The sequence below is a fragment of the Rathayibacter tanaceti genome, assembly GCF_009834165.1.
Taxonomy (GTDB): Bacteria; Actinomycetota; Actinomycetes; order Actinomycetales; family Microbacteriaceae; genus Rathayibacter; species Rathayibacter tanaceti.
Genome location: NZ_CP047186.1, coordinates 1,160,375 through 1,181,572 on the forward strand (window position 1 = coordinate 1,160,375; position 21,198 = coordinate 1,181,572).

Sequence of the window (21,198 nt, forward strand, 5' to 3'; positions counted from 1 at the left end):
GCTCGCAGCGGGCTCCCAGGCTCGACCCGTCCGCGCCGTAGGATCGAGGCATGAGCAGCGAGAACCTGACCAAGCCCGAGCTCGACGCCCCCGACGGCCCGGCCCCCGACGCTCTCGTCGTCGAGGACCTCGTCCTCGGTGAGGGAGCCGAGGCACAGCCCGGCTCGACCGTCGAGGTGCACTACCTCGGGGTCGAGTACGACACCGGCGAGGAGTTCGACTCCTCCTGGAGCCGCGACCAGTCGATCAACTTCCCCCTGAACAACCTGATCCGTGCCTGGCAGCAGGGCATCCCCGGCATGAAGGTCGGTGGCCGTCGCAAGCTGATCTGCCCGCCCGCGCTGGCCTACGGTCCGGCCGGCGGAGGGCACCCGCTCTCGGGCAAGACCCTGATCTTCGTGATCGACCTGCTCGGCACCGCGTAGTCCGAGTCCTCGACGAAGGCGCAGCTCCTAGCGGGGCTGCGCCTTCTTCACGCGGTCGACGAGTTCGCGCCAGGCCCCGTCGAGTTCGCTCTCGCCGAGTCGCACCCGGTGGGTCTGCACCCGGATCTCGTAGACGAACCGGTCCGGCCTGCCGGGGGAGTCGCCGTCGGCGTCGTCCCACGGCAAGGAGCCGAGAAGCTCGCGCCACGCGCGCTCGTCGGGCTGCTGCTCGACATCCACGCGCCACACCCGGCGCAGACCGGCGAAGCCGCCACTGCGCGACACGATGACGTCCATGCGCGCGATGCTACCCGCCGCCGTCGCGCAGTGGAGCGCGCTCATCCCTGCAGCGTCACTCCCACCGTCTCCCAGCCCCGGCGGACCGCCACCTCGACCTCGGAGCGCGAGCCGTAGCGGGCGGCCGCGGCCTCGACGGTGAGGGCGGCGAAGGCCTCGAAGCCCGCGGTCGCGGTGAGCACCCCTCCGGTGAGCACGTCGTACCAGACCTGCCCTGCGCGTTCCCAGGCGGCCCCCCCGAGGGCGGTCGCCGCGACCGCGAAGGCACGGTTGGGGATACCGGAGTTGATGTGCACGCCGCCGTTGTCGTCCTCGGTGTCGACGTAGTCGGCCATCGAGCCGGGCTGCGGATCCGAGCCGAGCACGTCGTCGTCGTAGGCGGTGCCGGGTGCGATCATCGAACGCAGCGCCGTGCCCTGCACCTCGTCGGTGAAGAGGCCCTCCCCGATCAGCCAGCTCGCCTCCGTGGCGCTCTGCCCGGCGCCGAACTGCTCGAGCAGGGCACCGAAGACGTCCGAGACCGACTCGTTGAGCGCTCCGGACTGGCCCCGGTAGACGAGGTTGGCGGTGTACTCGGTGATGCCGTGAGCGAGCTCGTGCCCGATCACGCTCCGCGAGACGGTGAAGCGGCGGAACACCTGCCCGTCGCCGTCGCCGAAGACCATCCGGGAGCCGTCCCAGAAGGCGTTGTCGTAGTCGTCGCCGAAGTGCACGGTCGCGTTCAGCGGCAGCCAGGCATCGTCGATGGAGTCGCGGCCGTACGCCTCCTGGAGGAACGCCGACATGGCGCCGAGGCCGTCGTAGGCCTCGTCGATGGCCACGTCACCCGTTGCAGGCGCGCCCTCGCGACGCACGACGGTGCCGGGCAGGGTCTCGCGCGTCGCGGCGTCAGCGATGGTGCGTTGCAGCGACTGTGTCCGGTTGCGCGGGGAGGGTGTCGCGGCGGCGGTCGGCGCACCGCGGTCGGGGGAGGGCTCGCCGGGCCGGACGCGGCGGAAGGGCACGTCCTGCTCGAGGGAGCGGCTCGCGGCCCGCGCGGCCCTGGCGAACGCCGGGTCGTCGAGGCGGGCGATGCGGACGAGGAGGTACGGCGGCACGACGGTTCGTCTCATGTCCCGATCCTGGCACCGACCTCCGACACCGTCCCGGGCTCGCCGGAGCGGCCCCGATGCTGTAGCGGCGGCCGGGCGGGCGGTAGCGTGAGCGCGACGAGCGGTATCCAGCGAGCCGGGGCGCAGCCCCGAGGACGAGGGCGGACATGGGCATCATCACCCGGGGTTTCTTCGGGAAGAGGGAGACGAATCCGGACCTCCCGCCGGGTCAGTACCTCGAGAACGGCTTCCCCGTCCTCTCGGTCGGGTCGACCCCGAACATCCACGAGTGGGCCTTCTCGATCGACGCCGGTCCGTCCGGCGTCCGACGGTGGAGCTGGGAGCAGTTCGCCGCCCTGCCCCACGAGGACGTGCACACCGACATCCACTGCGTCACGCGATGGTCGAAGCTCGGCACGAGCTGGCGAGGAGTCTCGGTCGACACCCTGCTCGAGGGCATTGAGAGCGACGCCGGCTTCGTGATGGCGCAGAGCTTCGGCGGTTACACCACCAACCTCCCGCTCGCGGAGATCCGGGGCGGGAAGGCGTGGGTCGCGACCGAGTTCGACGGGAAGCCGCTCGCCGCCGAGCACGGTGGCCCGGCACGGCTTCTGGTGCCGCACCTTTACTTTTGGAAGAGCGCCAAATGGGTCAGGACGCTGCGCCTGATGCCGGGCGACGAGCCCGGCTTCTGGGAGCAGAACGGCTACCACATGCACGGGGACCCGTGGAAGGAGGAGCGCTACTGGTGATCTGGACGGAGGCGGTGGCCGAGTCGGTCACTCCGCTCACGCCCACCGCGCGCCTGCTCTCGCTCCGCGTTCCCGGCTGGCCCGGCCACCTCGCCGGGCAGCACCTCGACGTGCGCTTGACCGCTCCCGACGGCTATCAGGCGAGCCGCTCGTACTCGATCGGCGCGCCCGCCGAGGGCGAGCGGGTCGAGCTGGCGATCGAGCGGCTCGACGACGGCGAGGTCTCGCCGTACCTGGTCGACGCTCTGGAGCCGGGTGACCGGCTCGAGGTCCGCGGGCCGGTCGGCGGCTGGTTCGTCTGGCGCCCCGAGCAGACCGAACCGGTCCAGCTCATCGCCGGCGGGAGCGGCGTGGTGCCGCTGATGGCGATGGCGCGCGAGCACGTGCGGGCCGGGAGCGCGGCGCGGATGCAGCTGCTCTACTCCGTGCGCTCGCCCGCGTTCGTCTACTACCGCGAGGAGCTGGCGGCGCTCGCCGAGCGTTCGGCGGCCTCGGGCGGGGTCACAGTGGACCGCGTGTTCACCCGGGTGGCGCCGACGGGTGGGGCGCGCCCGGCCGGCCGCGTTACTCCGGACCTGCTCGCGGCCGCCGTGCTCCCGGCCTCGCTCGAGCCCACCGTCTATGTCTGCGGCCCGACGTCGTTCGTCGAGGCGGTCGCCACCGCCCTGGTCGACCAGGGCCACGCCCCCGAGCGCGTCCGCACGGAGCGCTTCGGCGGAGCCTGACGGCACTGCCTGCGGGACGCAGCGTGGGAACGGAACCACGCCGCGCGGCTGTCACACGCGGCGTCTCGCGGAGGGGAGGATCACTCGAAGGAGACGGTGCGGTTCTCGCCCACGTCGGGCCGGCCGCCTGTGACAGCGGCCTTGAGGACCGCGAACAGCACCACGGGGCGCGGTTCGTCGCTCGCCCACAGTTCCACCGTCTCGGCCTCGACGCGGATCAGCGCGACGCTCGGGTCGTCCTTGCCGTCGGGGAACCAGCCGGCGACCGCGGGAGACCACAGCTCGTCCACTTTCGCGGGGTCGTGCACGACGGTCGCCGAGCCGGCCACCGAGAGGTAGCCCTTCTTCGACTCGAACGCCACGTTCACGCTCGGGTTCGCGCGGATGTCGTCGACCTTGGGTGAGGGATCCTGCGTGAAGAACCAGAGCTCGCCGTCGAAGTCGATGTCCTGTGCGGCGAGCGGGCGGCTGACGAGCTGCCCGGTCCCGGTGACGGTGGTGAGCAGCCCGATCCGCGCGCTCTTCACCAGCTCGATGATCTGGGCGCGGTCGTCGGAGTCGGCGGGAGGGATCTCGGTGTCGGTCATGGGTGCGACGCTACGCGTGCGGGTGAGGGCCGCAAGGGGTGGTGACTTCGTCGTGGCAGTGCCTACGGTCGAGGCATGGACACCGATTCGACCTACACGGCCATTCTCGACAGCGGGGCGGAGCGGGAGAGCATCCGCCTCGAGATGATCGACGGCTCCCCGCAGCGCTCCTTCACCCGCGTCGCCGACATCGACGGCGAGGAGGTGGAGGTCGTCTGGGAGCTTGAGCCCGACGACGACGGCTTCCACGTCTACCGCCCGGTCCGCGTCGAGGGCCGCGACGACGACAGCGGTGCCGTCTCGGACGAGCAGCTCACCGCCGGCGGCGGTGCGGGTGCGGCCTCGGGCGACTGACCTCCGAGAACCGGCCCGCCGTCGCACGAGAGGACGTCGACCGGGCCCCGGGCTCTCCCACACGCCAGTCCGTGCCCGCTCGCCCGTCCGCCCCGCACTCATGCGGTCGCGAGGGGAGTCGTGCAGCGGCGAGACGTCGCGGATGCGGTCGTGGCTCCGGCGCGAACAGTCCTGGTCAGCCGTTCTGTTCTGGTCACCGCCACCGGCCGAGGGGCACCGCGCCGCCGATCCGACTGCCCAGCACGCATCCCCTAGGGTGTGAGGCATGAGCACGTCACCCGACGGCGCGCCCGGGTACCAGGCTCCGCCTGCCCCGCGAGCGGCCGGATCCACCCCCTCGCGACGCTCGGTCCGCACCGCCGCCCAGGAGGGTCCGCGACGTGCCGAGAGGACGACGGGCGTGCGCCGTGGCGTTGCGCGGGCCGGCGGAGGGCGGAGCGTGTGGCGCCGACACGGTCCTGCGATCCTCTCGATCGTGCTGGCGATCCTTGCCGTCCCGCTCTCCTTCTTCGTGTGGTACGCCCTCATCTCGCTCGGTGCGTACCCCGGCGACCAGGCGGTCAGCGATCTGCTCATCGGCGTCCTCTACACGGCGATCGTGCACTCGATCCTCCTCGCCGGGATCCTGCTCGGAGTCTCCTCGATCCGCGCTCGCCGCCGCGAGAAGATCGTCCCGATCGTCGGCTGGATCGGCATCGTCCTGAACGCCATCGTGCTCATCTACTGGGAGCTGCTGGTGTCGCCGTGGCTGGTCGTGCTCTGGAACCGGGCGATCGGCGCCTGATCCCCTGTCGGCGCCTGATCCTGCCCCTGCTCTGGTAGGCTCGTCCGGTTGCCGTTCGACGGCCGCGGATCAAGAGAGCCCACGCATCAGGCGCCGGGCACCGCGCAACGAGAGAGAGGGGATCCCATATATGGCACTCGAAGGAGATGTCAAGAAGGCGATCATCGAAGAGTACGCGACCCACCCCGGTGACACCGGATCCCCCGAGGTCCAGGTGGCCGTCCTGACCAAGCGGATCAAAGACCTCACCGAGCACCTCAAGGAGCACAAGCACGACCACCACTCGCGTCGTGGCCTGCTTCTGCTCGTGGGTCAGCGTCGTCGACTCCTCGGCTACCTGTCGGATGTGGACATCAACCGCTACCGCTCGCTGATCGAGCGTCTCGGTCTGCGCCGCTAGTTCCTCCGGGAGCAGGGCGCGGTCTCGATGACACCGCGAACTTCTGAGCCGTTCGGGCCGTCCTCCTCGCGGAGGGCGGCCCGTTCCGCGTTTCCACCTCACGGCAGCGGTGCGGGCCTCTCGACGGCACCCCACGAGAAACCGCTCGACGCCGAGAACCACTCGGCCGCCGCCCGCTCTAGCGCCGCATCGGCCTCCCGTCGTCCGGGAGCCTCAACCGCGTCGGCGAGCGCGGGGAGCGCAACCCTCCAGGCCGCCGCGCTGCGCTGCGCTCGCTCCCAATCGCGGCTGCAGACCGGGTCGGCCGCGGCGGCCGCGAGGGCCGACGGCGAGGTCACCGCCCAGCTCGTCCCCGACTCCGCCACCGCGACCGCGCAGGTCAGCGCGGCGCCCCGGATGATGCTGTCGGGTCCTGCTGAAGGGCCGATCGCCTGATCCTGCGCCGCCACGACGGACGCGAGGGCGAGCTGGAGGCGCGTGGAGGCATCGTCCGGCCGCGGCCGGATCCACCCGTCCCCGGCCGACACGGACGCGGCCGAGTCCGGCGCGAGCAGCAGCCCGGACGAGGACTGCGACGCGTGCAGACTCAGCAGCCCCGTCACTCCGTCGGTCCCGCTCGCCACGCCACGCACGGAGGCGTCGCCGAGGCTCCAGACCACCGGCGTGCGGTTGTGGATCGTCAGCCGGCGGTGATCCTCGTCGACGCAGGCGACGAGGTGGCCGGCCGGTACTCCGGCACCACCCTCGAGAGCGGACGAGGCGGCCAACAACTCCCGTGCCTGGACGCACTGAGCGGGCGCCGCCCGGCGGGGCTCATCGGAGGCGTTCAGCGCCCCGTGCACGCCCGCTGCAGCGGCGGTCGCGAGTGCCACCGCAGCGAGGAGGAGCGCTACGCCGCGTCTGCCCATCGCCGCACCTCCTGCTCGGAGGCTAGACCGGGACGGCCCTCTCGGCCAGCGGTCGCGGCGCACCCGGGCACCGCTCACTGCGGAACTCCCGCGCGCTGCGCCAGTAACGCGGTCAGCGCCTGAACCGCTGCCGATCGCTCGCCTGCTGACCGGGCTCGGTGTCGGCGCGTTCACCGCGACGGCCACCGCGCACCTCTCGGATCTGCGCGCCATCGCCCGTCCGGAGGGAGGCCGGGCACCTCCCGCGCGGTCTCGACCCTCGTCAGCATGGGCGGCTCGCTCGCGGCCCGTTCACGGAGGCGTGTTCGCCGGGACCGTGCGAGAGCCCCTGGTTGCTCCCTACGCCGTGTTCCTCGTCCTCCTGATCGGGGTCGCCCTCGTACCAGAGACGGTCGAGCGCCGCGAGATCCTGCCCGCCTACCGCCCGCAGCGCCTCGCCGTGCCGGTTCTGGCGATCGGAGCCGCGCTCGCGCTCCTGCCCGCCGTGCCCGGTCTGCTCGGCTTCGTCGCCGTGGTGCTGCTCCTGGCGCTGGCGGCCATCGCGCGGATGCGCTGCACCGCCTGACCGGAGCGTGCGCAGGCTCCTGCGCTCCACAATGGAGCCATGAAGCTCTTCTCGTTCGGTCGCGGTGATGCGAACCCCCTGCCCGCCGATGACCGCGGCTCCGGCACGCTCGACGACTACGACTACGAGCTGCGCCCCACGTCCCGACGGGGGAGCACGCTCCTCGTGCTCGCTGACTCCCGACCGCACCAGGAGGAGATCGCCCGGGTGCTGGCGCTCGGCGAGGACGAGGTCACCGCCGTCATCCCTCGCCGCACCCTCGAGGAGGAGCGCGTCGACGCACCGATGCCGGTGCGCCTCTTCGCCGCCCAGCGCCCCTCCGGACTCGTCGGTCAGGTGCCTCGTGGTCTCGAGAACGTCGTCGACGCGGCCCTCGCCCGACTCTCGGAGACGGGGAGGTCGCCGCGCATCCCGGCCCGGATCGTGACGGCGAAGGGTCAGCTGCGCGTCCAGCTGCTGATGCACGAGACCCGTGGCTGATGCACGAGACCGATGGCTGACGTCTCCTCCCGCGCTCGGGCCGGCCCGGATCGCCGCGACGGATTCATGGATGAACCGCGCCGCTGCTGATAGCATGAACCGGTTCCGAACCCGAAAGCGACCGCCGGTCGACACCGGGTTCGAACCACGGAGCAGGCTGGCAGGAAGCTGGTCCTCGGTGGTGGAGTCCCGGACGGCGGCACAGTGTCGCCCCCACGGCAGGTGTTCTCACACGGCACACCCGTCGCGGCAGCCCGGAGCTTTTCTACTGGTGGCCAGCAGGAACGCCCTCCACACGACGGCTCGGCGCGAAGCCCTGCCGTGGGATCGTCTCGATTCCTGACCGGACCGCTGCTCCGACGAACGCCGGCGCCCAGAAGGGGCGCCGCTGCAGACGTTAAGGAGACAGACCTCTTGGAAGGTCCTGAAATCACATTCGCCGAAGCCGTTCTCGACAACGGCTCGTACGGCACCCGCACCGTCCGCTTCGAGACCGGCCGCCTCGCGCAGCAGGCCCAGGGAGCCGTCGCCGCCTACCTCGACGAGGACACCATGCTCCTCTCGGCCACGTCGGCCTCGAAGAACCCGAAGGACAACTTCGACTTCTTCCCGCTGACCGTCGACGTCGAGGAGCGCTCCTACGCCGCCGGCAAGATCCCCGGCTCGTTCTTCCGCCGCGAGGGCCGCCCCTCGACCGAGGCGATCCTGGTCTGCCGCCTGATCGACCGGCCGCTGCGCCCGTCGTTCGTCGATGGCCTGCGCAACGAGGTCCAGATCGTCATCACGGTCCTCAGCATCGCGCCGGACGAGTTCTACGACGCCCTCGCGATCAACGCCGCGAGCGCCTCGACCCAGATCTCGGGCCTGCCCTTCTCCGGCCCCGTCGCCGGCGTGCGTCTCGCGCTCATGTCCGACGGATCGGGCAACGACCAGTGGGTCGCGTTCCCCAAGGCCTCGCAGCTCGAGAACGCCGTCTTCGATCTCACGGTCGCGGGCCGCGTCGTCACCAACCAGGACGGCTCCTCCGACGTCGCCATCATGATGGTCGAGGCCGAGGCCACCGAGTCCTCCTGGAACCTCATCAAGGCGGGAGCGACCAAGCCCAGCGAGGACGTCGTCGCCCAGGGCCTCGAGGCGGCGAAGCCCTTCCTCCGCGCCCTCGTCGAGGCGCAGTCGAAGCTGGCGGCCGAGACGGCGAAGCCGGTCAAGGACTACCCGGTGTTCCTGCCCTACGCGCAGGAGACCTACGACAACGTCGCGGAGCTCAGCTATGACGAGCTCGTCCGCGTCTACCAGATCGCCGACAAGGTCGAGCGACAGGACGCCGACGACGCGCTGAAGGCGAAGGTCAAGGAGCAGATCGCCGAGCGCATCGCCTCGGGCCAGCTCCCGGCCGAGGCCTACGGCCAGGTCGGTGCCGCGTACAAGTCCGTCACGAAGGTGGTTGTCCGTGGCCGCATCCTCCGTGACGGCGTGCGCATCGACGGACGCGGCCTCGCCGACATCCGACCGCTCGACGCCGAGGTGCAGGTCATTCCGCGCGTCCACGGCTCGGCGATCTTCCAGCGCGGCGAGACCCAGATCCTGGGTGTCACCACGTTGAACATGCTCAAGATGGAGCAGCAGATCGATTCGCTGTCGCCCGTCACCAAGAAGCGCTACCTGCACCACTACAACTTCCCGCCCTACTCGACCGGTGAGACCGGTCGCGTCGGGTCGCCGAAGCGTCGCGAGATCGGGCACGGCTTCCTCGCCGAGCGCGCCCTCGTGCCGGTGCTGCCCAGCCGCGAGGAGTTCCCCTACGCGATCCGTCAGGTGTCCGAGGCGCTCAGCTCCAACGGCTCCACCTCGATGGGCTCCGTCTGCGCCTCGACCCTGTCGCTCCTCAACGCCGGTGTGCCGCTGCGCGCCCCGGTCGCGGGCATCGCGATGGGCCTCGTCTCCGACGTCGTCGACGGTCAGACCCGCTACGCGGCGCTGACCGACATCCTGGGCGCCGAGGACGCGCTCGGCGACATGGACTTCAAGGTGGCCGGCACGTCCGAGTTCGTCACGGCGATCCAGCTCGACACGAAGCTCGACGGCATCCCGTCGTCGGTCCTCGATGCCGCGCTCAAGCAGGCCAAGGACGCCCGCACCACGATCCTCGCGGTGCTCACGGCAGCCATCGACCAGCCCGACGAGATGGCCCCGACCGCGCCCCGCGTGATCTCGGTGCAGATCCCCGTCGACAAGATCGGCGAGCTGATCGGCCCCAAGGGCAAGACGATCAACGCGATCCAGGACGAGACCGGCGCCGACATCTCCATCGAGGAGGACGGCACCGTCTACATCGGCGCCGTCGACGGACCGTCGGCCGAGGCCGCTCGCGCCCAGGTCAACGCCATCGCGAACCCGACGAACCCCGAGGTCGGCGAGCAGTTCCTCGGAACCGTCGTCAAGCTCGCGACGTTCGGCGCGTTCGTCTCGCTCCTGCCCGGCAAGGACGGACTGCTGCACATCAGCGAGGTCCGCAAGCTCGCCGGTGGCAAGCGCGTCGAGAACGTCGAGGACGTCCTCGGTGTCGGCCAGAAGCTGCTGGTCTCGATCACGAAGATCGACGACCGCGGCAAGCTCTCGCTCGCGCCCGTCGTGGCCGAGGAGGCCGAGGCCGCAGTCGAGGCCCCCGTCCAGAGCTGATCACTCCCGCACGACCGTGACGCCCGTCCCCCTCCGGTGGGGCGGGCGTCCGCCGTTTCCGGGCATGGGGTACGGTGGCCGGACAGCGCCGTCGTACCGCCCCGACCGGAGGATTCCGTGACCGACCCGACGCCCCCGGCCGCAGAGCCGGAGACGCCCCCTCTCTCGCGCACCCTGGGACGGACCGGCCTCCCCGTGCATCCGCTCGCCCTCGACGGCTCCGTTTTCGGCTGGGCCGCCGGCATCGGCGACACCACGGAGGTGCTCGACGCCTTCGGACGTCTGGGGGGCACCCTGATCTCAACGGCCGACCACTACGCGACCGGTCGCAGCGAGTACATGATCGGTCGCTGGCTGGAGTCGAGCGGCCTGCGCGATCGGATGCTCATCGCGACGAAGGTGGGCCGCCATCCGGACGCGCCGGGGCTCGCACCCGAGGACGTGCGCCTCGCCGTCGAGGGCAGCCTCGAGCGGCTCGGCACCCGGATCGACCTGCTCTCGTTCGACAGCGAGGACCCGGAGATCCCGATCGGCGAGAGCCTGGCCGCCGTCGCCCCGTTCCTCGCCGACGGCTCGGTCGGCGCGGTCGGCGCCTCCCACTTCAGCGGGCCGGCGTTGGCGGCAGCACAGGAGGCCGCCACCGCGTTCGCCCTGCCTGCGTTCTCGGCGGTCGTCGCCGAGTACAGCCTGATGGAGCGCAAGGACTACGAGGTCGACGTCGCTCCCGAGGTGGTGCGTCTCGGCCTCGGTACCCTCGCGCGCCTCCCGCTCGCGAGCGGGTTCCTGACCGGCGCGCTGCGGAACCGCTCGGACGAGCCCGAGTCGGCGATGTTCGAGGCCGGTCTCGACTACATCGGACGGCACGGGACCCGGGTGCTGGGCGCGGTCGACGAGATCGCGGCGGCACTCGGCGCCGAGACGGCGACGGTGGCGCTCGCGTGGGTACTGTCGCACCAGGAGGTCTCGGCCGCGATCGTCCGTGCCCGCAGCGCAGCAGAGCTGGAGTCGCTGTTCGAGGCCGCGTCACTGCCGCTCACCCGCAGCGACATCGCCCAGCTCGATCGCGTCTCCGCCTGACGACCGGCTCCTTCCGCCGGGTCGTCGGTGAGCCGGCAGCTCCACGGAGCCGGGGGAGGCGGGGGCTCAGCGGCGCAGGATGCGCGCCTCCCACGGCCCGAGCGTCGACCCGGTGGCGCCCACGACGTTGCCGAGCACCGTCTCGGCTCCCTCCCACTCGTCGAGCAGCGGCACCTCGAGGGGGTCGCCCGAGACGTTGCCGACCACGAGCAGATCGCCGGGCCCGCTGCGGGTGAAGGCGAAGAGGGTGGGATGCTCCGGCTCCAGCAGAGAGAAGCGCCCGAGCTGCACGGTCTCGTCCTCGTGCCGGAGCGCGATGAGCGCGCGGTAGTACTCGAACACCGAGCGCTCGGCTGCGCGGTCGGCGGCCGCGTTGACCTCGGCGGCGTTAGGATTCACCGCGATCCAGGGCTCGCCCGTCGTGAATCCTGCGTGCGGGCCGTCGTCCCACTGCACCGGGGTGCGGGCGTTGTCGCGGCTCTGCGCTCGCAGTCCTGCGAGCACCGTCTCGGGATCCTCTCCCCGCCCGTCGACGGCCTCGACCCAGTAGTTCAGCGACTCGACGTCACGGAAGTCGTCGATCCCGGCGAAGGGGACGTTCGTCATCCCGATTTCGTCACCCTGATAGATGTAGGGGGTGCCGCGCTGCAGGTGCAGAAGGGTGGCCCAGAGTGTCGCCGACTCGTAGCGGTGGACGCCGTCGTCGCCGAAGCGGGACACGAGGCGGGGCTGGTCGTGGTTACCGAGGTAGAGGCTGTTCCAGCCGCGCTCCGCGAGCCCGTCCTGCCACCGCGCGAGGTTGGCCTTCAGCGCGACGAGGTCTAGCGGAACCGGGTGGAACTTGTCGACGCCGTGGTCGATCGCGACGTGCTCGAACTGGAACACCATGTCGAGCTCGCGACGCTCGGGATCGGTGACGAGCACCGCTTCGTCGAGCGTGACGCCGGGCATCTGGCCGACGGTCAGGAAGGCTCCCTCGCGCCCGGCGAACACCGCCTCGTTCATCTCGCGGAGGAACTCGTGCAGCCGCGGACCGACACCGCCGACGATTCCCGTCCCGCCCGCTGGGCCGTCGATCGCGTCGACATCCTTCGAGACCAGGTTGATCACATCCATCCGGAAGCCGTCGACGCCACGGTCGAGCCACCAGTTCATCATCGCGTGCACCGCGTGGCGCACCTCCGGGTTCTCCCAGTTGAGGTCGGGCTGCTGCACCGCGAAGAGGTGGAGGAAGTATTCGTCGGTGCCCGGATCGAGCGTCCACGCGGGCCCAGAGAAGTACGAGCGCCAGCCGTTGGGCTCGGCGACGTCGAGACGCGCCTCGTCCGCCGCCTCCGGCACCCGCCCGGACGGGGCGAGAGGGCGCCCGCGACGCCACCAGTACCAGTCGCGCTTCGGGTCCTCCGGCGAGGAGCGCGACTGCACGAACCAGGCGTGCTCGTCGCTGGTGTGGTTCACGACGAGGTCCATCAGGATGCGGATCCCGCGCTCGTGAGCCTCGGTGAGCAGGAGGTCGAACTCGGCCAGGGTGCCGAAGCGCGGGTCGATCTCCTGGTAGTCCGAGATGTCGTAGCCGTTGTCGTGCTGCGGCGAGGGGTAGATCGGCGAGAGCCAGATCACGTCGACGCCGAGGTCGGCGAGGTGGTCGAGCTTTGCGCGGACGCCGCCGAGGTCGCCGATGCCGTCGCCGTTGGAGTCGGCGAACGAACGGGGGTAGATCTGGTACACGACGGCGCTGGTCCACCAGGGGGTCGACGAGCTCGAGGAGACGGGTTCCATGGGGGCGAATCTAGCCGGGAGGACCGACACCGGCGGGCTCGTCGTACGGGTCGCAGGCGCGTTTCGCACCGTGGCGTGCCACCCGTGTAACGATCTGGTGAACCGTCCCGTCTCCGACGCATCGGCGACTCCCGCGCTCGGATACTCTCTCCCGAGGCGGGCACCCGGACCGCCTCAGGGAGAGTGGTGACGTGCCCAGGGTCAGGACCGCTGCAGCCGTGAAGGCGTCGCGTCGCGGCGGCGTCCTGTCCGCCACCGGGCCGGTCGAGACGACCGTCGTCGTCCAGACGCACCGCCGCCCGCTCGGCGACTCCCCGCACGCTCTCTTCCCCCTCGTCCTCGATGCCTCCGCCGTCGGCCACGAGGGCGGTGCGGCCCTCCTGGAGCGCTTCGCCGCCTGGGGAGGCAACGGCGTCGTCGTCACCGACGCCGCTTCGTCCGCGGTCGGCGAGCAGGAGACGGGCGGCTGGCTCACCGGACGCCGCGACCGCGACCGCTTCCTCCTCGTGGGCCGGTTCGGCGCCCCCGCAGGCGCTGCCGCGACTCCGCGTGCGCTGGTCACCCGGGTCGAGGAGGCGCTGCGGCGCCTGCGCACCGACCGCCTCGACGTGCTCGCGGTCCGCCCCGACGGCGCGGGTCGCCTCGACGAACTGCTCAGTGCCGTCGAGGTGCTCCTCGCGCGCGGACTCGTCCGCTCGGCGGTCGCCTCCGGCTTCGTCGCCGAGGAGCTCTTCGAGGCGCGCGTGCTGGCCGCCCACGGCCTCCCGCGCTTCGCCGCGGTCGAGGTCCGTTACAACCTGCTCGAGAGTCACGAGGCGGAGGGCGACCTCGGACTCGTCGCCGCGGGCCAGGGACTCTCGCTGCTCTCGACGGTCCCGCTCGCGCACGGCTTCCTCCGTGGAGTGGAGCGGACTCGCCGCGAGCTCGGACGCCTCCCGGACGGTGACCTCGCCGCCGCCCACCTCGGCCGTCGCGGTCGCCGTATGCTGACCGCCCTCGACGCGATCGGAGCCGAGCTCTCGGCCGCGCCGGCCGCAGTCGCCCTCGCCTGGCTCCTCGCCAGGCCGCGTCTGGCCGCGGCGACGGTCGCGCCGCGCTCGACGGCCGAGGTCGATGCGCTGATGCGCGCGGTCTCGCTCGACCTCGACGACGGCCACCTCGCCGCCCTCGATCGCGCCCGACGCTGACGAGCGCGCCCGCTGACCGCGTTCCGACGGTGCGCCCGCCGAGCGCGCCAGTGCTGACGGTGCCTCCGGTCCTGTGGCCTAGGGTGGGCACGATGAATCACGGTGTCCCACTCCCACTCGAACAACCGGAGACGACCATTCCAGCCGCCGGCGGATCGCTGGTCCGCCGATCCGTCCTCCCGAGCGGGGTCCGCATCCTCAGCGAGGCGGTGCCTGGCGCGCGGAGCGCGACGATCGGTTTCTGGGTGGCCGCGGGCTCGCGCGATGAGAGGGCCGGCCGCTCGGCGTCCGGCTCCGAGCCCGCCGTGCCCTCCAACGTGGGGTCGACGCACTTCCTCGAGCACCTGCTGTTCAAGGGGACGCGCACGCGCTCGGCGCTCGACATCGCCGTGGCCTTCGACTCCGTGGGCGGCGAGCACAACGCTCTGACCGCCAAGGAATACACCTGCTACTACGCCAAGATCCAGGACCGCGACCTACCGATGGCGGTCGAGGTGATCGCCGACATGGTCACCTCGAGCCTGATCGACCAGGACGAGTTCGAGACGGAGCGCGGGGTCATCCTCGAGGAGCTCGCGATGGCCGACGACGATCCCGCCGATGTCGCGGGGGAGCGGCTGTTCGAGGCCGTCTTCGGCGACCACGCCCTCGGACGGCCGATCGGAGGCACGGCCGCCACCATCGGCGAGGCCACCCGCGAGGCGGTCTGGGCCCACTACCGTGCCGCCTACCGCCCGCGCGACCTCGTCGTCACCGTTGCCGGAGCCGTCGACCACGACGCTCTCGTCGGTCTGCTCACGCGCGTCCTCGCCTCGGACGGCTGGGACCTCGGCACTCCGTCGGCCCCGGTCGAGCGTCGAGTCGGGGGTACCGCCGTGTACGCCCGCGGCAGCGCGCTCTCGGTGGTCCACCGTCCGACCGAGCAGGCCAACCTCCTCCTCGGCTTCCCCGGCCTGGCTGCCGGCGACGACCGCCGCATGACCATGGGAGTCCTCAACTCCATCCTCGGCGGCGGCATGTCATCGCGTCTCTTCCAGGAGGTGCGGGAGAAGCGCGGACTCGCCTACTCCGTCTACTCCTTCGCCCCGTCCTACTCCGATGCCGGACTGTTCGGCCTCTACGCCGCCTGCACTCCCGCGAAGGCTGGCACTGTCGCCGAGCTCCTGCTGGCCGAGTTCCACCGTCTGGCCGAGCAGGGCGTGAGCGCCGACGAGCTGACCCGAGCTCGCGGCCAGCTCTCGGGAGCCGCCGCCCTCGCGCTCGAGGACTCCGATACCCGCATGTCACGCCTGGGCCGCGCCGAGCTGACGTTCGGCGAGTTCGTCGACCTCGACGAGAGCCTGCGGCGACTCGCCCTCGTCGGCGCGGAGGACGTCCAGGCACTCGCGGCAGACTTGGCCGGGGGGCCTCTGTCGATCTCGGCCGTCGGTGCGATCGACCCGTCGACCTTCGCCGGGATCACCGGGGTCGCGAGCGTCTCCGCGATCTGACCGATCGTCGCTCGCCCGCTGATCACGCACCGTCGCGCCGCACCAGGGAGGACTCCCGTGTCCCATTACATCTACCTCGTCCGCCACGGCGAGCAGCAGGACGCCGAACACGGCCTGCCCGACGGGCCGCTGTCGGCGCGCGGCGAGCGTCAGGCTCGGCTCATCGCCGAGCGTCTGGGCGGCGTCCCGTTCACGGGCGCGTGGCACTCGCCGCTGCGTCGGGCGGAGGAGACGGCCGCTCGGTTCCAGGCGCTGCTCCCGAGTCTTCCGCTGCAGCCCTCCTCGCTGCTGTTCGACTGCATCCCGTCGGGCCCGACTCCGGACATGCCGAAAGCGTTCGAGCCGTTCTTCGGCAGTGTCACCTCGGCCGAGATCGAAGCGGGTCACGCGCAGATGCAGGACGCGGTCGCGGAGTTCCTTGCCCCCTCCCGTGATGACCGGCACGACCTCCTGATCACCCACAACTTCGTCATCGGCTGGTTCGTGCGCCATGTCTTCGACGCTCCGGACTGGCGCTGGCTGGGAGTGAACCAGGCCAATTGCGGCCTGACGATCATCCGCGTCCGCTCGCGCAAGCCACCGGTGCTCGTGGTGCACAACGATCTCTCGCACCTCCCCGTCGAGCTGCGCACCGGGCTGCCGGAGGCGCAGCCGTATTGAGCGGCGATGCGGGAGCACCGGGCTGAACATGAGTACTCGGCTCAGGACGGGCGGGCGCGCCGAGCGTGCGGCCTGCGTCGACCTGTGGTGCACCGCCCTCGACGCCCGTGACGGCCATCCTCCTGCAGCGGGAACCGCTCAGCGCGCGTGGACGATGCTGAGCGCAGATCCCCTCGCCTTCGTCGTCGCCGAGGACGACGGGCTGCTCCAGGGCTTCGCGCTCGTCCTCCCCCCGGGGAGCGGATTCGCGACCGACCCGCCGGAGGCGGCCCACCTCGCCCTCCTCGCTGTGCATCCGCGGGCGCAGGGCAGAGGACTGGCTCGACTCCTGCTGTCGGGAGCGGAGGAGGCGTCCGCCGCTCGTGCCTCCTCGGCCGTGCTCCACGTTCTCACGGCCAATCCGGGCGCCGTCTCCCTGTACACCTCGGCGGGCTGGCAGCCGGAGGGGCCGCCGGTGCCGCATCCGCTCTCGGGCGCCCCGATGCTCACTCTGGTGCGGAGCTGGGGTCGTGCCGCCACGCCCTGACGGGTGCCGCGTTGTTACGCTGAGGCGGTGACTACCTCCGTCGCCGTGGTCGGCGCGTCCGGCCGACTCGGCTCGTTCACCTGCTCCCTCATCGAGGCGTCGAGCGAGTTCACGCTCGTCGCCCGGCTCGGGTCGCGCGACGATCCCCGTGCGATGCTCGCCGCCGACGTCGTGGTCGACATGACCGTGCCGGCCGTCAGCCAGCAGATCGTCGATCTCGCCGTGGCGCACGGCAAGAAGGTCCTGGTCGGGACCTCGGGGTGGACCGGGGACCGTATTACGGCGCTGCGCCGCACCGTCGAGGAGCAGCCGCTCGCGGGCGTCGTGATCATCCCGAACTTCTCGCTCGGCTCCGTCCTCGCCACGGCTCTCTCGACCGTCGCTGCCCGCTTCTTCGATGCCGCCGAGATCATCGAGACCCACGGAGCACGCAAGGTCGACTCGCCGTCCGGCACCGCGGTGCGCACGGCGGAACTCCTGCTCCGAGCCCGTGCCGAGCTCGGACCGGTGCAGGCTCCGCACACCGATCAGCGAGCCCGGGGCCAGCAGGTCGCCAGCGTGCCGGTGCACAGCCTCCGACTGCCCGGGGTGGAGGCGCGCCAGGAGGTCGTGTTCGGCGGCACCGGCGAGACCGTCACCATTCGCCACGACACCACGTCGCAGGCCTCGTACGAGCAGGGCGTGCTTCGGGCGCTCGATGTGGTCCGCACGGCCACCGGAGTGGTGGTCGGCCTCGACGCGCTGATCGATCTGCGCGCCGCCTTCGATGCAGCCCCGCTGGCCGAGCGCCCGCTCGAGGAGCCGCCGCTCGCCGATGAGGCGCCGTCGGGCCAGGCCGCGGCGGCGACGAGGGCGCCGTGAGGACCCGCGTCGGAGTCGTCCTGATGGCGGTCCTGCTCGCCCTCTACCTCGTCGTCTGCCTCCAGTACTCCGTCGTCGCCTTCGCCGCGGCGACGGTACCCGGCGTCGTCATGGGCGCAGGCCTGCTCATCCTGGGTGGAGTCGGCGTGTGGGGTCTCGTGCGCGAACTGCTCTTCGGAGTCCGGGCCGAGCGCCTGGCCCGCCGCCTCGAGGGCGAGGACGGCCTTCCGCAGGAGGTGCTCGACTCCCGGGCCAGCGGCCGTCCGCTGCGCGAGGAGGCGGACGCCCTGTTCCCGAGCTACGCCGATGCGGTGGACGCGCAGCCCAGGAGCTGGCGCGCCTGGTACCGGCTGGGTCTCGCCTACGATGCGAGCGGCGACCGCAAGCGGGCCCGCGGAGCGATCCGACGTGCGATCGCGCTGGAGCACGACGCTCCGGCCTGAGAGGCGAACGCGCGGTGCTCCGGCCGGTACCGGGTGCTCAGGCGAGCACCCAGTCGAGCGCCTCGGCGACGGTGCGGTGCCGGAACTCGAAGCCGTCGTCGAGCAGCCGCTGTGGGACGAGCCGCTGGTTCGAGAGCAGCAGCTCGTGGCCGGCGTCCCGCAGGGCCAGCTCGATGACCTTCTCCGGCACCGGGAGAGCGAACGGGCGGTGCAGCAGCTCGGCGAGGGTGCGCATGACGTCGTTCGCCGTCGCGGGCACGGGACCGGCCAGGTTCACCGGGCCCGAGAGGGACGACGTCAGCAGGTGGCGGATCGCGGCAGCCTCGTCGTAGAGGCTGATCCAGGGCCACGACTGCCGTCCGCCGCCGAGCGGGCCGCTGAGTCCGAGCCGGGTGAGGGGGAGGAGCGGCTTCAGCGCGCCTCCGTCGCCGAGCACCAGGCCGGTGCGCACGGTCGCGACGCGGGTCGACTCCGGTGCGAGGTGGGCCGCCTGCTCCCAGCGCTCGACGACATCGGCGAGGAACCCCTCCCCGCGCGGCGACTGCTCGGTCAGCTCTTCGCCGGGCCGGTCACCGTAGTAGCCGACGGCGGAGGCGTTGATCAGGGTTGCGGGAGGAGCGGATGACATCCGCATGGCATCCGTGATGGTCTGCGTCGCCTGGACGCGTGAATCCAGAATCTTCCGCTGGTAGGAGGCGGTCCAGGGCAGTCGGCTGATCGAGGCGCCCGAGAGGTTGACCACCGCGTCGACCCGCTCCAGCACGCTGAAGTCGAGCATGTGCGAGGTCGGCGCCCAATGGAATTCGTCCGGCCCGGTCGGCGCGTGACGCACCAACCTGAGGATCTCGTGCCCGTCGGCGCGCAGCTGGCGTGTGAGCTCGGAGCCGATCATCCCGCTCGCTCCCGAGATCAAGACCCTGAGCCGAGGTGCCGGAGCATCCGACTCCGGCGAGGGCTGCGGTGCCGACACGTGCTCCGACGCCGATCGCGCGGCCCGGCGGGGCGATCCGGCCGACGGTCCCGTCCCGTCCTGGTCGGAGTGCCGTGCGGTTGCGTCGCTCATGGTGCCTCCCGAGGCCGGTCGCGGGCCGCCCGCGAGGGATCCAGCCTAGAGCCTCATGCCCGGGAGCCGGCCGAGCGCCCGAGCAGGCCGGCCCGTGCGAGCACGAGGTAGAGCTCGCAGCCCAGGCACAGCCCGAAGGCGGCGTTGAGGAATGCGGCGAGGAACGCGACGGATGCGGCGACCGGCACGGCCGAGGAGACGCCCGCCACATGCAGCAGCACGCCGACCCCGGTCACGACCAGCCCGATCAGCTGCGCGAATCGCGGCGGCCGGGCGTCCTCCCACTCCTGGGGCGGAGCGAGGCGCGGCCGGATCAGTCGGCGGAAGAGCGCCGACCACGGTCCCGAGCCGACTCCACGCGCCGCCGACCAGGCGAAGAGCAGTGCGAGGATGACGAGGAGGAGGAAGCCGGGCTGCAGCGCACGTTCTGCCGGGCCCGCGCCGCTCGGGGCCGCGAGGCCGAGTGCGACCGTGGCGAGCAGGAGGACGGCGGTGAGGGAGGCGGCGAAGCGCGGGCCGCGAGGGTCGACGGTGCCGGACGGGGGAGGGATGGTCATTGCGTCTCCTGGAGTCGGTCGAGCTCGGCGGTCACGACGGCGCGGGCGGGCGGGCCGCCGATGCGGCTGCGCGGGATGCCCGCCGCATCGAGCACGAGCAGGGTCGGGGTCTGCCGGATGCGGAACCGCTCGGCGAGGTCGGCCCGATGCGTCAGGTCGACGTCGAGGTGCGCGACTCCGGGCCGCTCCCGCGCGACGTCGGCGAGCATCCGCCGCACCGCGGGGCAGCGGGAGCAGAACTCGGTCGAGAACTGCAGCACGGTGGCGCTCGAGCCCAGCAGCGCACCCGGGACGAGCTCGCCCGGATCGATCGGCGCCTCGCCGGTAGGCGAGCGAGTGGAGACGCGTCCGGCCGCATGGCGGTGCAGGAGGCCGAGCGCCGTGCCGAGAATGACGAGCGCCACGAGGGAGGCTGCGATCGGCACCGGTTCCATGGAGGAAGGCTAGGCGCGCAGACAGGCGCGCACCCGATCGTGACGTCGGGAGTCGCCGCGCAGGTGCCCTAGGGTCGAAGCCGTGACCGACCAGAGCACCCCCAGCACCGATCAGAACGCCCCCGTCTTCCGCTCCGACGTCGTCGTCGAGCTGGTCCGCTCGAGCGCCCACGACTCCGATGTCCTCTTCGCCGCCCGCGTCTCGACGCAGGGCGAGAAGACGCTCACCGAGGCCCTCGACGGCGAGGAGGGGGACGCCGAGAAGCAGAGCAAGCGCGACCGCGGCCTGATCAACTACCTGATGCGCGACCGGCACGGCTCGCCCTTCGAGCACAACTCGATGACCTTCTACGTGCAGGCCCCGATCTTCGTCTTCCGCGAGTTCATGCGACACCGCATCGCCTCCTACAACGAGGAGTCGGGCCGGTACCGCGAGCTGCGCCCCGTCTTCTACGTGCCCGGCCCTCAGCGCAATCTCGTGCAGGTCGGCAAGCCCGGCGCGTACTCGTTCGAGCCGGGCACTCCGGAGCAGACCGAGCTCGTCGTCGCCGAGACCCGCCGCGCGAGCACCCAGGCGTTCGAGGCCTACCAGAGGATGCTCAGCGAGGGCGTCGCACGTGAGGTCGCCCGCATCGTGCTGCCGCTGAACATCTACTCGTCGATGTACGTGACGCTCAACGCCCGCTCGCTGATGAACTTCCTCTCGTTGCGCACCAAGCGCGAGGACTCGACGTTCCCCTCTTTCCCGCAGCGCGAGATAGAGATGGCCGCTGAGCAGATGGAGCAGCGCTTCGAGGAGCTCATGCCCCTGACCTACGCCGCTTTCAACGCCAACGGCCGCGTCGCTCCGTAGGCCGACCGGCGGTGCCGGCCCGACCGGCTCCCTCGGGGCGGGGAATCCCCTCCGCGACGACGAGCGAGCGGCGGAGAGCGCTCACCCGCACCCATCGCCTGTCGATCGCACGCCGTCCGGCGGATCGCACCCGCTCCTGCAGATCGCACCTCTCCCACCCGCGGCGCGGACGCCGCCGCCGACCCTTCCCGGGGTCGACGCAGCGACCCGCTACCCTGGCA

Annotated in this window: 25 protein-coding genes; 17 read left to right on the forward strand and 8 right to left on the reverse strand. The window is 71.6% G+C overall.

The features are described 5' to 3' along the window. Window positions 1-50 precede the first annotated feature (50 nt). Complete coding sequence (locus tag GSU10_RS05470) at window positions 51-425, forward strand: FKBP-type peptidyl-prolyl cis-trans isomerase (RefSeq protein ID WP_132505606.1); 375 nt, start codon at window positions 51-53, stop codon at window positions 423-425. Window positions 426-452: 27 nt separating this feature from the next. On the opposite strand, the gene GSU10_RS05475 is transcribed toward GSU10_RS05470, so the two are convergent. Both GSU10_RS05475 and GSU10_RS05480 read right to left on the reverse strand, forming a co-directional pair. After that, window positions 453-767, reverse strand: a complete 315-nt coding sequence (locus GSU10_RS05475) for a protealysin inhibitor emfourin (RefSeq protein WP_082845275.1) — start codon at window positions 765-767, stop codon at window positions 453-455. Then, window positions 764-1,834 carry a M4 family metallopeptidase gene (locus tag GSU10_RS05480; RefSeq protein WP_132505609.1) on the reverse strand — a complete coding sequence of 357 codons (1,071 nt, stop codon included), beginning with the start codon at window positions 1,832-1,834 and terminating at the stop codon, window positions 764-766. The genes GSU10_RS05475 and GSU10_RS05480 overlap by 4 nt, the downstream gene beginning before the upstream one ends. A gap of 146 nt (window positions 1,835-1,980) precedes the next feature. On the opposite strand from GSU10_RS05480, the gene GSU10_RS05485 reads away from it, so the two are divergent. Together GSU10_RS05485 and GSU10_RS05490 are read left to right on the forward strand one after the other, a co-directional pair. Further along, the gene (locus tag GSU10_RS05485) at window positions 1,981-2,565 is read left to right on the forward strand and encodes a molybdopterin-dependent oxidoreductase (protein ID WP_132505612.1); all 585 of its coding nucleotides are present in this window, start codon (window positions 1,981-1,983) and stop codon (window positions 2,563-2,565) included. Continuing rightward, a complete protein-coding gene (locus GSU10_RS05490) occupies window positions 2,562-3,290 on the forward strand; it encodes a ferredoxin reductase (protein ID WP_241972932.1) in 729 nt (242 codons plus the stop codon). The genes GSU10_RS05485 and GSU10_RS05490 overlap by 4 nt, the downstream gene beginning before the upstream one ends. A gap of 80 nt (window positions 3,291-3,370) precedes the next feature. Here GSU10_RS05490 and GSU10_RS05495 read toward each other — a convergent pair whose 3' ends face one another. Further along, a complete protein-coding gene (locus GSU10_RS05495) occupies window positions 3,371-3,877 on the reverse strand; it encodes a pyridoxamine 5'-phosphate oxidase family protein (RefSeq protein ID WP_068207584.1) in 507 nt (168 codons plus the stop codon). Between the two features lie 75 nt (window positions 3,878-3,952). On the opposite strand from GSU10_RS05495, the gene GSU10_RS05500 reads away from it, so the two are divergent. From GSU10_RS05500 to rpsO, 3 genes are all read left to right on the forward strand, one after another. Continuing rightward, window positions 3,953-4,231: a hypothetical protein gene (locus GSU10_RS05500; protein ID WP_068207580.1), complete on the forward strand. Its 279-nt coding sequence runs from the start codon at window positions 3,953-3,955 to the stop codon at window positions 4,229-4,231. Window positions 4,232-4,496: 265 nt separating this feature from the next. Next, entirely contained in the window at window positions 4,497-5,015 is a 519-nt protein-coding gene (locus tag GSU10_RS05505; RefSeq protein ID WP_132505618.1) for a hypothetical protein, read from the forward strand. Window positions 5,016-5,145: 130 nt separating this feature from the next. Continuing rightward, on the forward strand, window positions 5,146-5,415 hold the full coding sequence (gene rpsO / locus GSU10_RS05510) for a 30S ribosomal protein S15 (protein WP_056042292.1): 270 nt from the start codon (window positions 5,146-5,148) through the stop codon (window positions 5,413-5,415). Between the two features lie 98 nt (window positions 5,416-5,513). On the opposite strand, the gene GSU10_RS05515 is transcribed toward rpsO, so the two are convergent. Next, window positions 5,514-6,323 carry a hypothetical protein gene (locus GSU10_RS05515; protein WP_068207573.1) on the reverse strand — a complete coding sequence of 270 codons (810 nt, stop codon included), beginning with the start codon at window positions 6,321-6,323 and terminating at the stop codon, window positions 5,514-5,516. 301 nt (window positions 6,324-6,624) lie between these two features. Here GSU10_RS05515 and GSU10_RS05520 point away from each other — a divergent pair, with 301 nt between their 5' ends. From GSU10_RS05520 to GSU10_RS05535, 4 genes are all read left to right on the forward strand, one after another. Then, window positions 6,625-6,888, forward strand: a complete 264-nt coding sequence (locus GSU10_RS05520; RefSeq protein ID WP_068207570.1) for a hypothetical protein — start codon at window positions 6,625-6,627, stop codon at window positions 6,886-6,888. A gap of 39 nt (window positions 6,889-6,927) precedes the next feature. Beyond that, window positions 6,928-7,368: a hypothetical protein gene (locus GSU10_RS05525; RefSeq protein WP_068207567.1), complete on the forward strand. Its 441-nt coding sequence runs from the start codon at window positions 6,928-6,930 to the stop codon at window positions 7,366-7,368. A 414-nt stretch (window positions 7,369-7,782) separates the two neighbouring features. After that, complete coding sequence (locus GSU10_RS05530) at window positions 7,783-10,047, forward strand: polyribonucleotide nucleotidyltransferase (protein WP_068207563.1); 2,265 nt, start codon at window positions 7,783-7,785, stop codon at window positions 10,045-10,047. A gap of 117 nt (window positions 10,048-10,164) precedes the next feature. Further along, complete coding sequence (locus tag GSU10_RS05535; RefSeq protein ID WP_068207558.1) at window positions 10,165-11,124, forward strand: aldo/keto reductase; 960 nt, start codon at window positions 10,165-10,167, stop codon at window positions 11,122-11,124. Window positions 11,125-11,190: 66 nt separating this feature from the next. Here GSU10_RS05535 and GSU10_RS05540 read toward each other — a convergent pair whose 3' ends face one another. Then, window positions 11,191-12,903 carry a glycoside hydrolase family 13 protein gene (locus GSU10_RS05540; protein ID WP_068207555.1) on the reverse strand — a complete coding sequence of 571 codons (1,713 nt, stop codon included), beginning with the start codon at window positions 12,901-12,903 and terminating at the stop codon, window positions 11,191-11,193. A gap of 191 nt (window positions 12,904-13,094) precedes the next feature. On the opposite strand from GSU10_RS05540, the gene GSU10_RS05545 reads away from it, so the two are divergent. From GSU10_RS05545 to GSU10_RS05570, 6 genes are all read left to right on the forward strand, one after another. Then, on the forward strand, window positions 13,095-14,090 hold the full coding sequence (locus GSU10_RS05545) for an aldo/keto reductase (protein ID WP_082844913.1): 996 nt from the start codon (window positions 13,095-13,097) through the stop codon (window positions 14,088-14,090). A gap of 92 nt (window positions 14,091-14,182) precedes the next feature. Beyond that, window positions 14,183-15,580, forward strand: a complete 1,398-nt coding sequence (locus tag GSU10_RS05550; RefSeq protein WP_132505624.1) for a M16 family metallopeptidase — start codon at window positions 14,183-14,185, stop codon at window positions 15,578-15,580. Window positions 15,581-15,637: 57 nt separating this feature from the next. Then, a complete protein-coding gene (locus GSU10_RS05555) occupies window positions 15,638-16,240 on the forward strand; it encodes a histidine phosphatase family protein (RefSeq protein ID WP_068207549.1) in 603 nt (200 codons plus the stop codon). Window positions 16,241-16,268: 28 nt separating this feature from the next. Next, the gene (locus GSU10_RS05560) at window positions 16,269-16,766 is read left to right on the forward strand and encodes a GNAT family N-acetyltransferase (protein ID WP_082844912.1); all 498 of its coding nucleotides are present in this window, start codon (window positions 16,269-16,271) and stop codon (window positions 16,764-16,766) included. Window positions 16,767-16,793: 27 nt separating this feature from the next. After that, window positions 16,794-17,627, forward strand: coding sequence for a 4-hydroxy-tetrahydrodipicolinate reductase (gene dapB, locus GSU10_RS05565; RefSeq protein WP_132505627.1), 834 nt, complete (start codon window positions 16,794-16,796; stop codon window positions 17,625-17,627). After that, the gene (locus GSU10_RS05570; protein WP_068207544.1) at window positions 17,624-18,070 is read left to right on the forward strand and encodes a tetratricopeptide repeat protein; all 447 of its coding nucleotides are present in this window, start codon (window positions 17,624-17,626) and stop codon (window positions 18,068-18,070) included. Before dapB ends, GSU10_RS05570 begins: the two co-directional genes overlap by 4 nt. A 37-nt stretch (window positions 18,071-18,107) precedes the next feature. Here the strand turns inward: GSU10_RS05570 and GSU10_RS05575 are convergent, their stop codons facing one another. From GSU10_RS05575 to GSU10_RS05585, 3 genes are all read right to left on the reverse strand, one after another. Then, window positions 18,108-18,962, reverse strand: coding sequence for a TIGR01777 family oxidoreductase (locus GSU10_RS05575; protein ID WP_236713481.1), 855 nt, complete (start codon window positions 18,960-18,962; stop codon window positions 18,108-18,110). Window positions 18,963-19,186: 224 nt separating this feature from the next. Beyond that, complete coding sequence (locus tag GSU10_RS05580) at window positions 19,187-19,690, reverse strand: DUF4395 domain-containing protein (protein WP_068207538.1); 504 nt, start codon at window positions 19,688-19,690, stop codon at window positions 19,187-19,189. Next, window positions 19,687-20,124 (reverse strand): thioredoxin family protein, encoded by a 438-nt coding sequence (locus tag GSU10_RS05585; RefSeq protein WP_068207535.1) that lies wholly within the window; start codon window positions 20,122-20,124, stop codon window positions 19,687-19,689. Before GSU10_RS05585 ends, GSU10_RS05580 begins: the two co-directional genes overlap by 4 nt. 82 nt (window positions 20,125-20,206) lie before the next feature. Here GSU10_RS05585 and thyX point away from each other — a divergent pair, with 82 nt between their 5' ends. Then, the gene (gene thyX / locus GSU10_RS05590) at window positions 20,207-20,977 is read left to right on the forward strand and encodes an FAD-dependent thymidylate synthase (RefSeq protein WP_068207532.1); all 771 of its coding nucleotides are present in this window, start codon (window positions 20,207-20,209) and stop codon (window positions 20,975-20,977) included. Window positions 20,978-21,198: the final 221 nt, after the last annotated feature.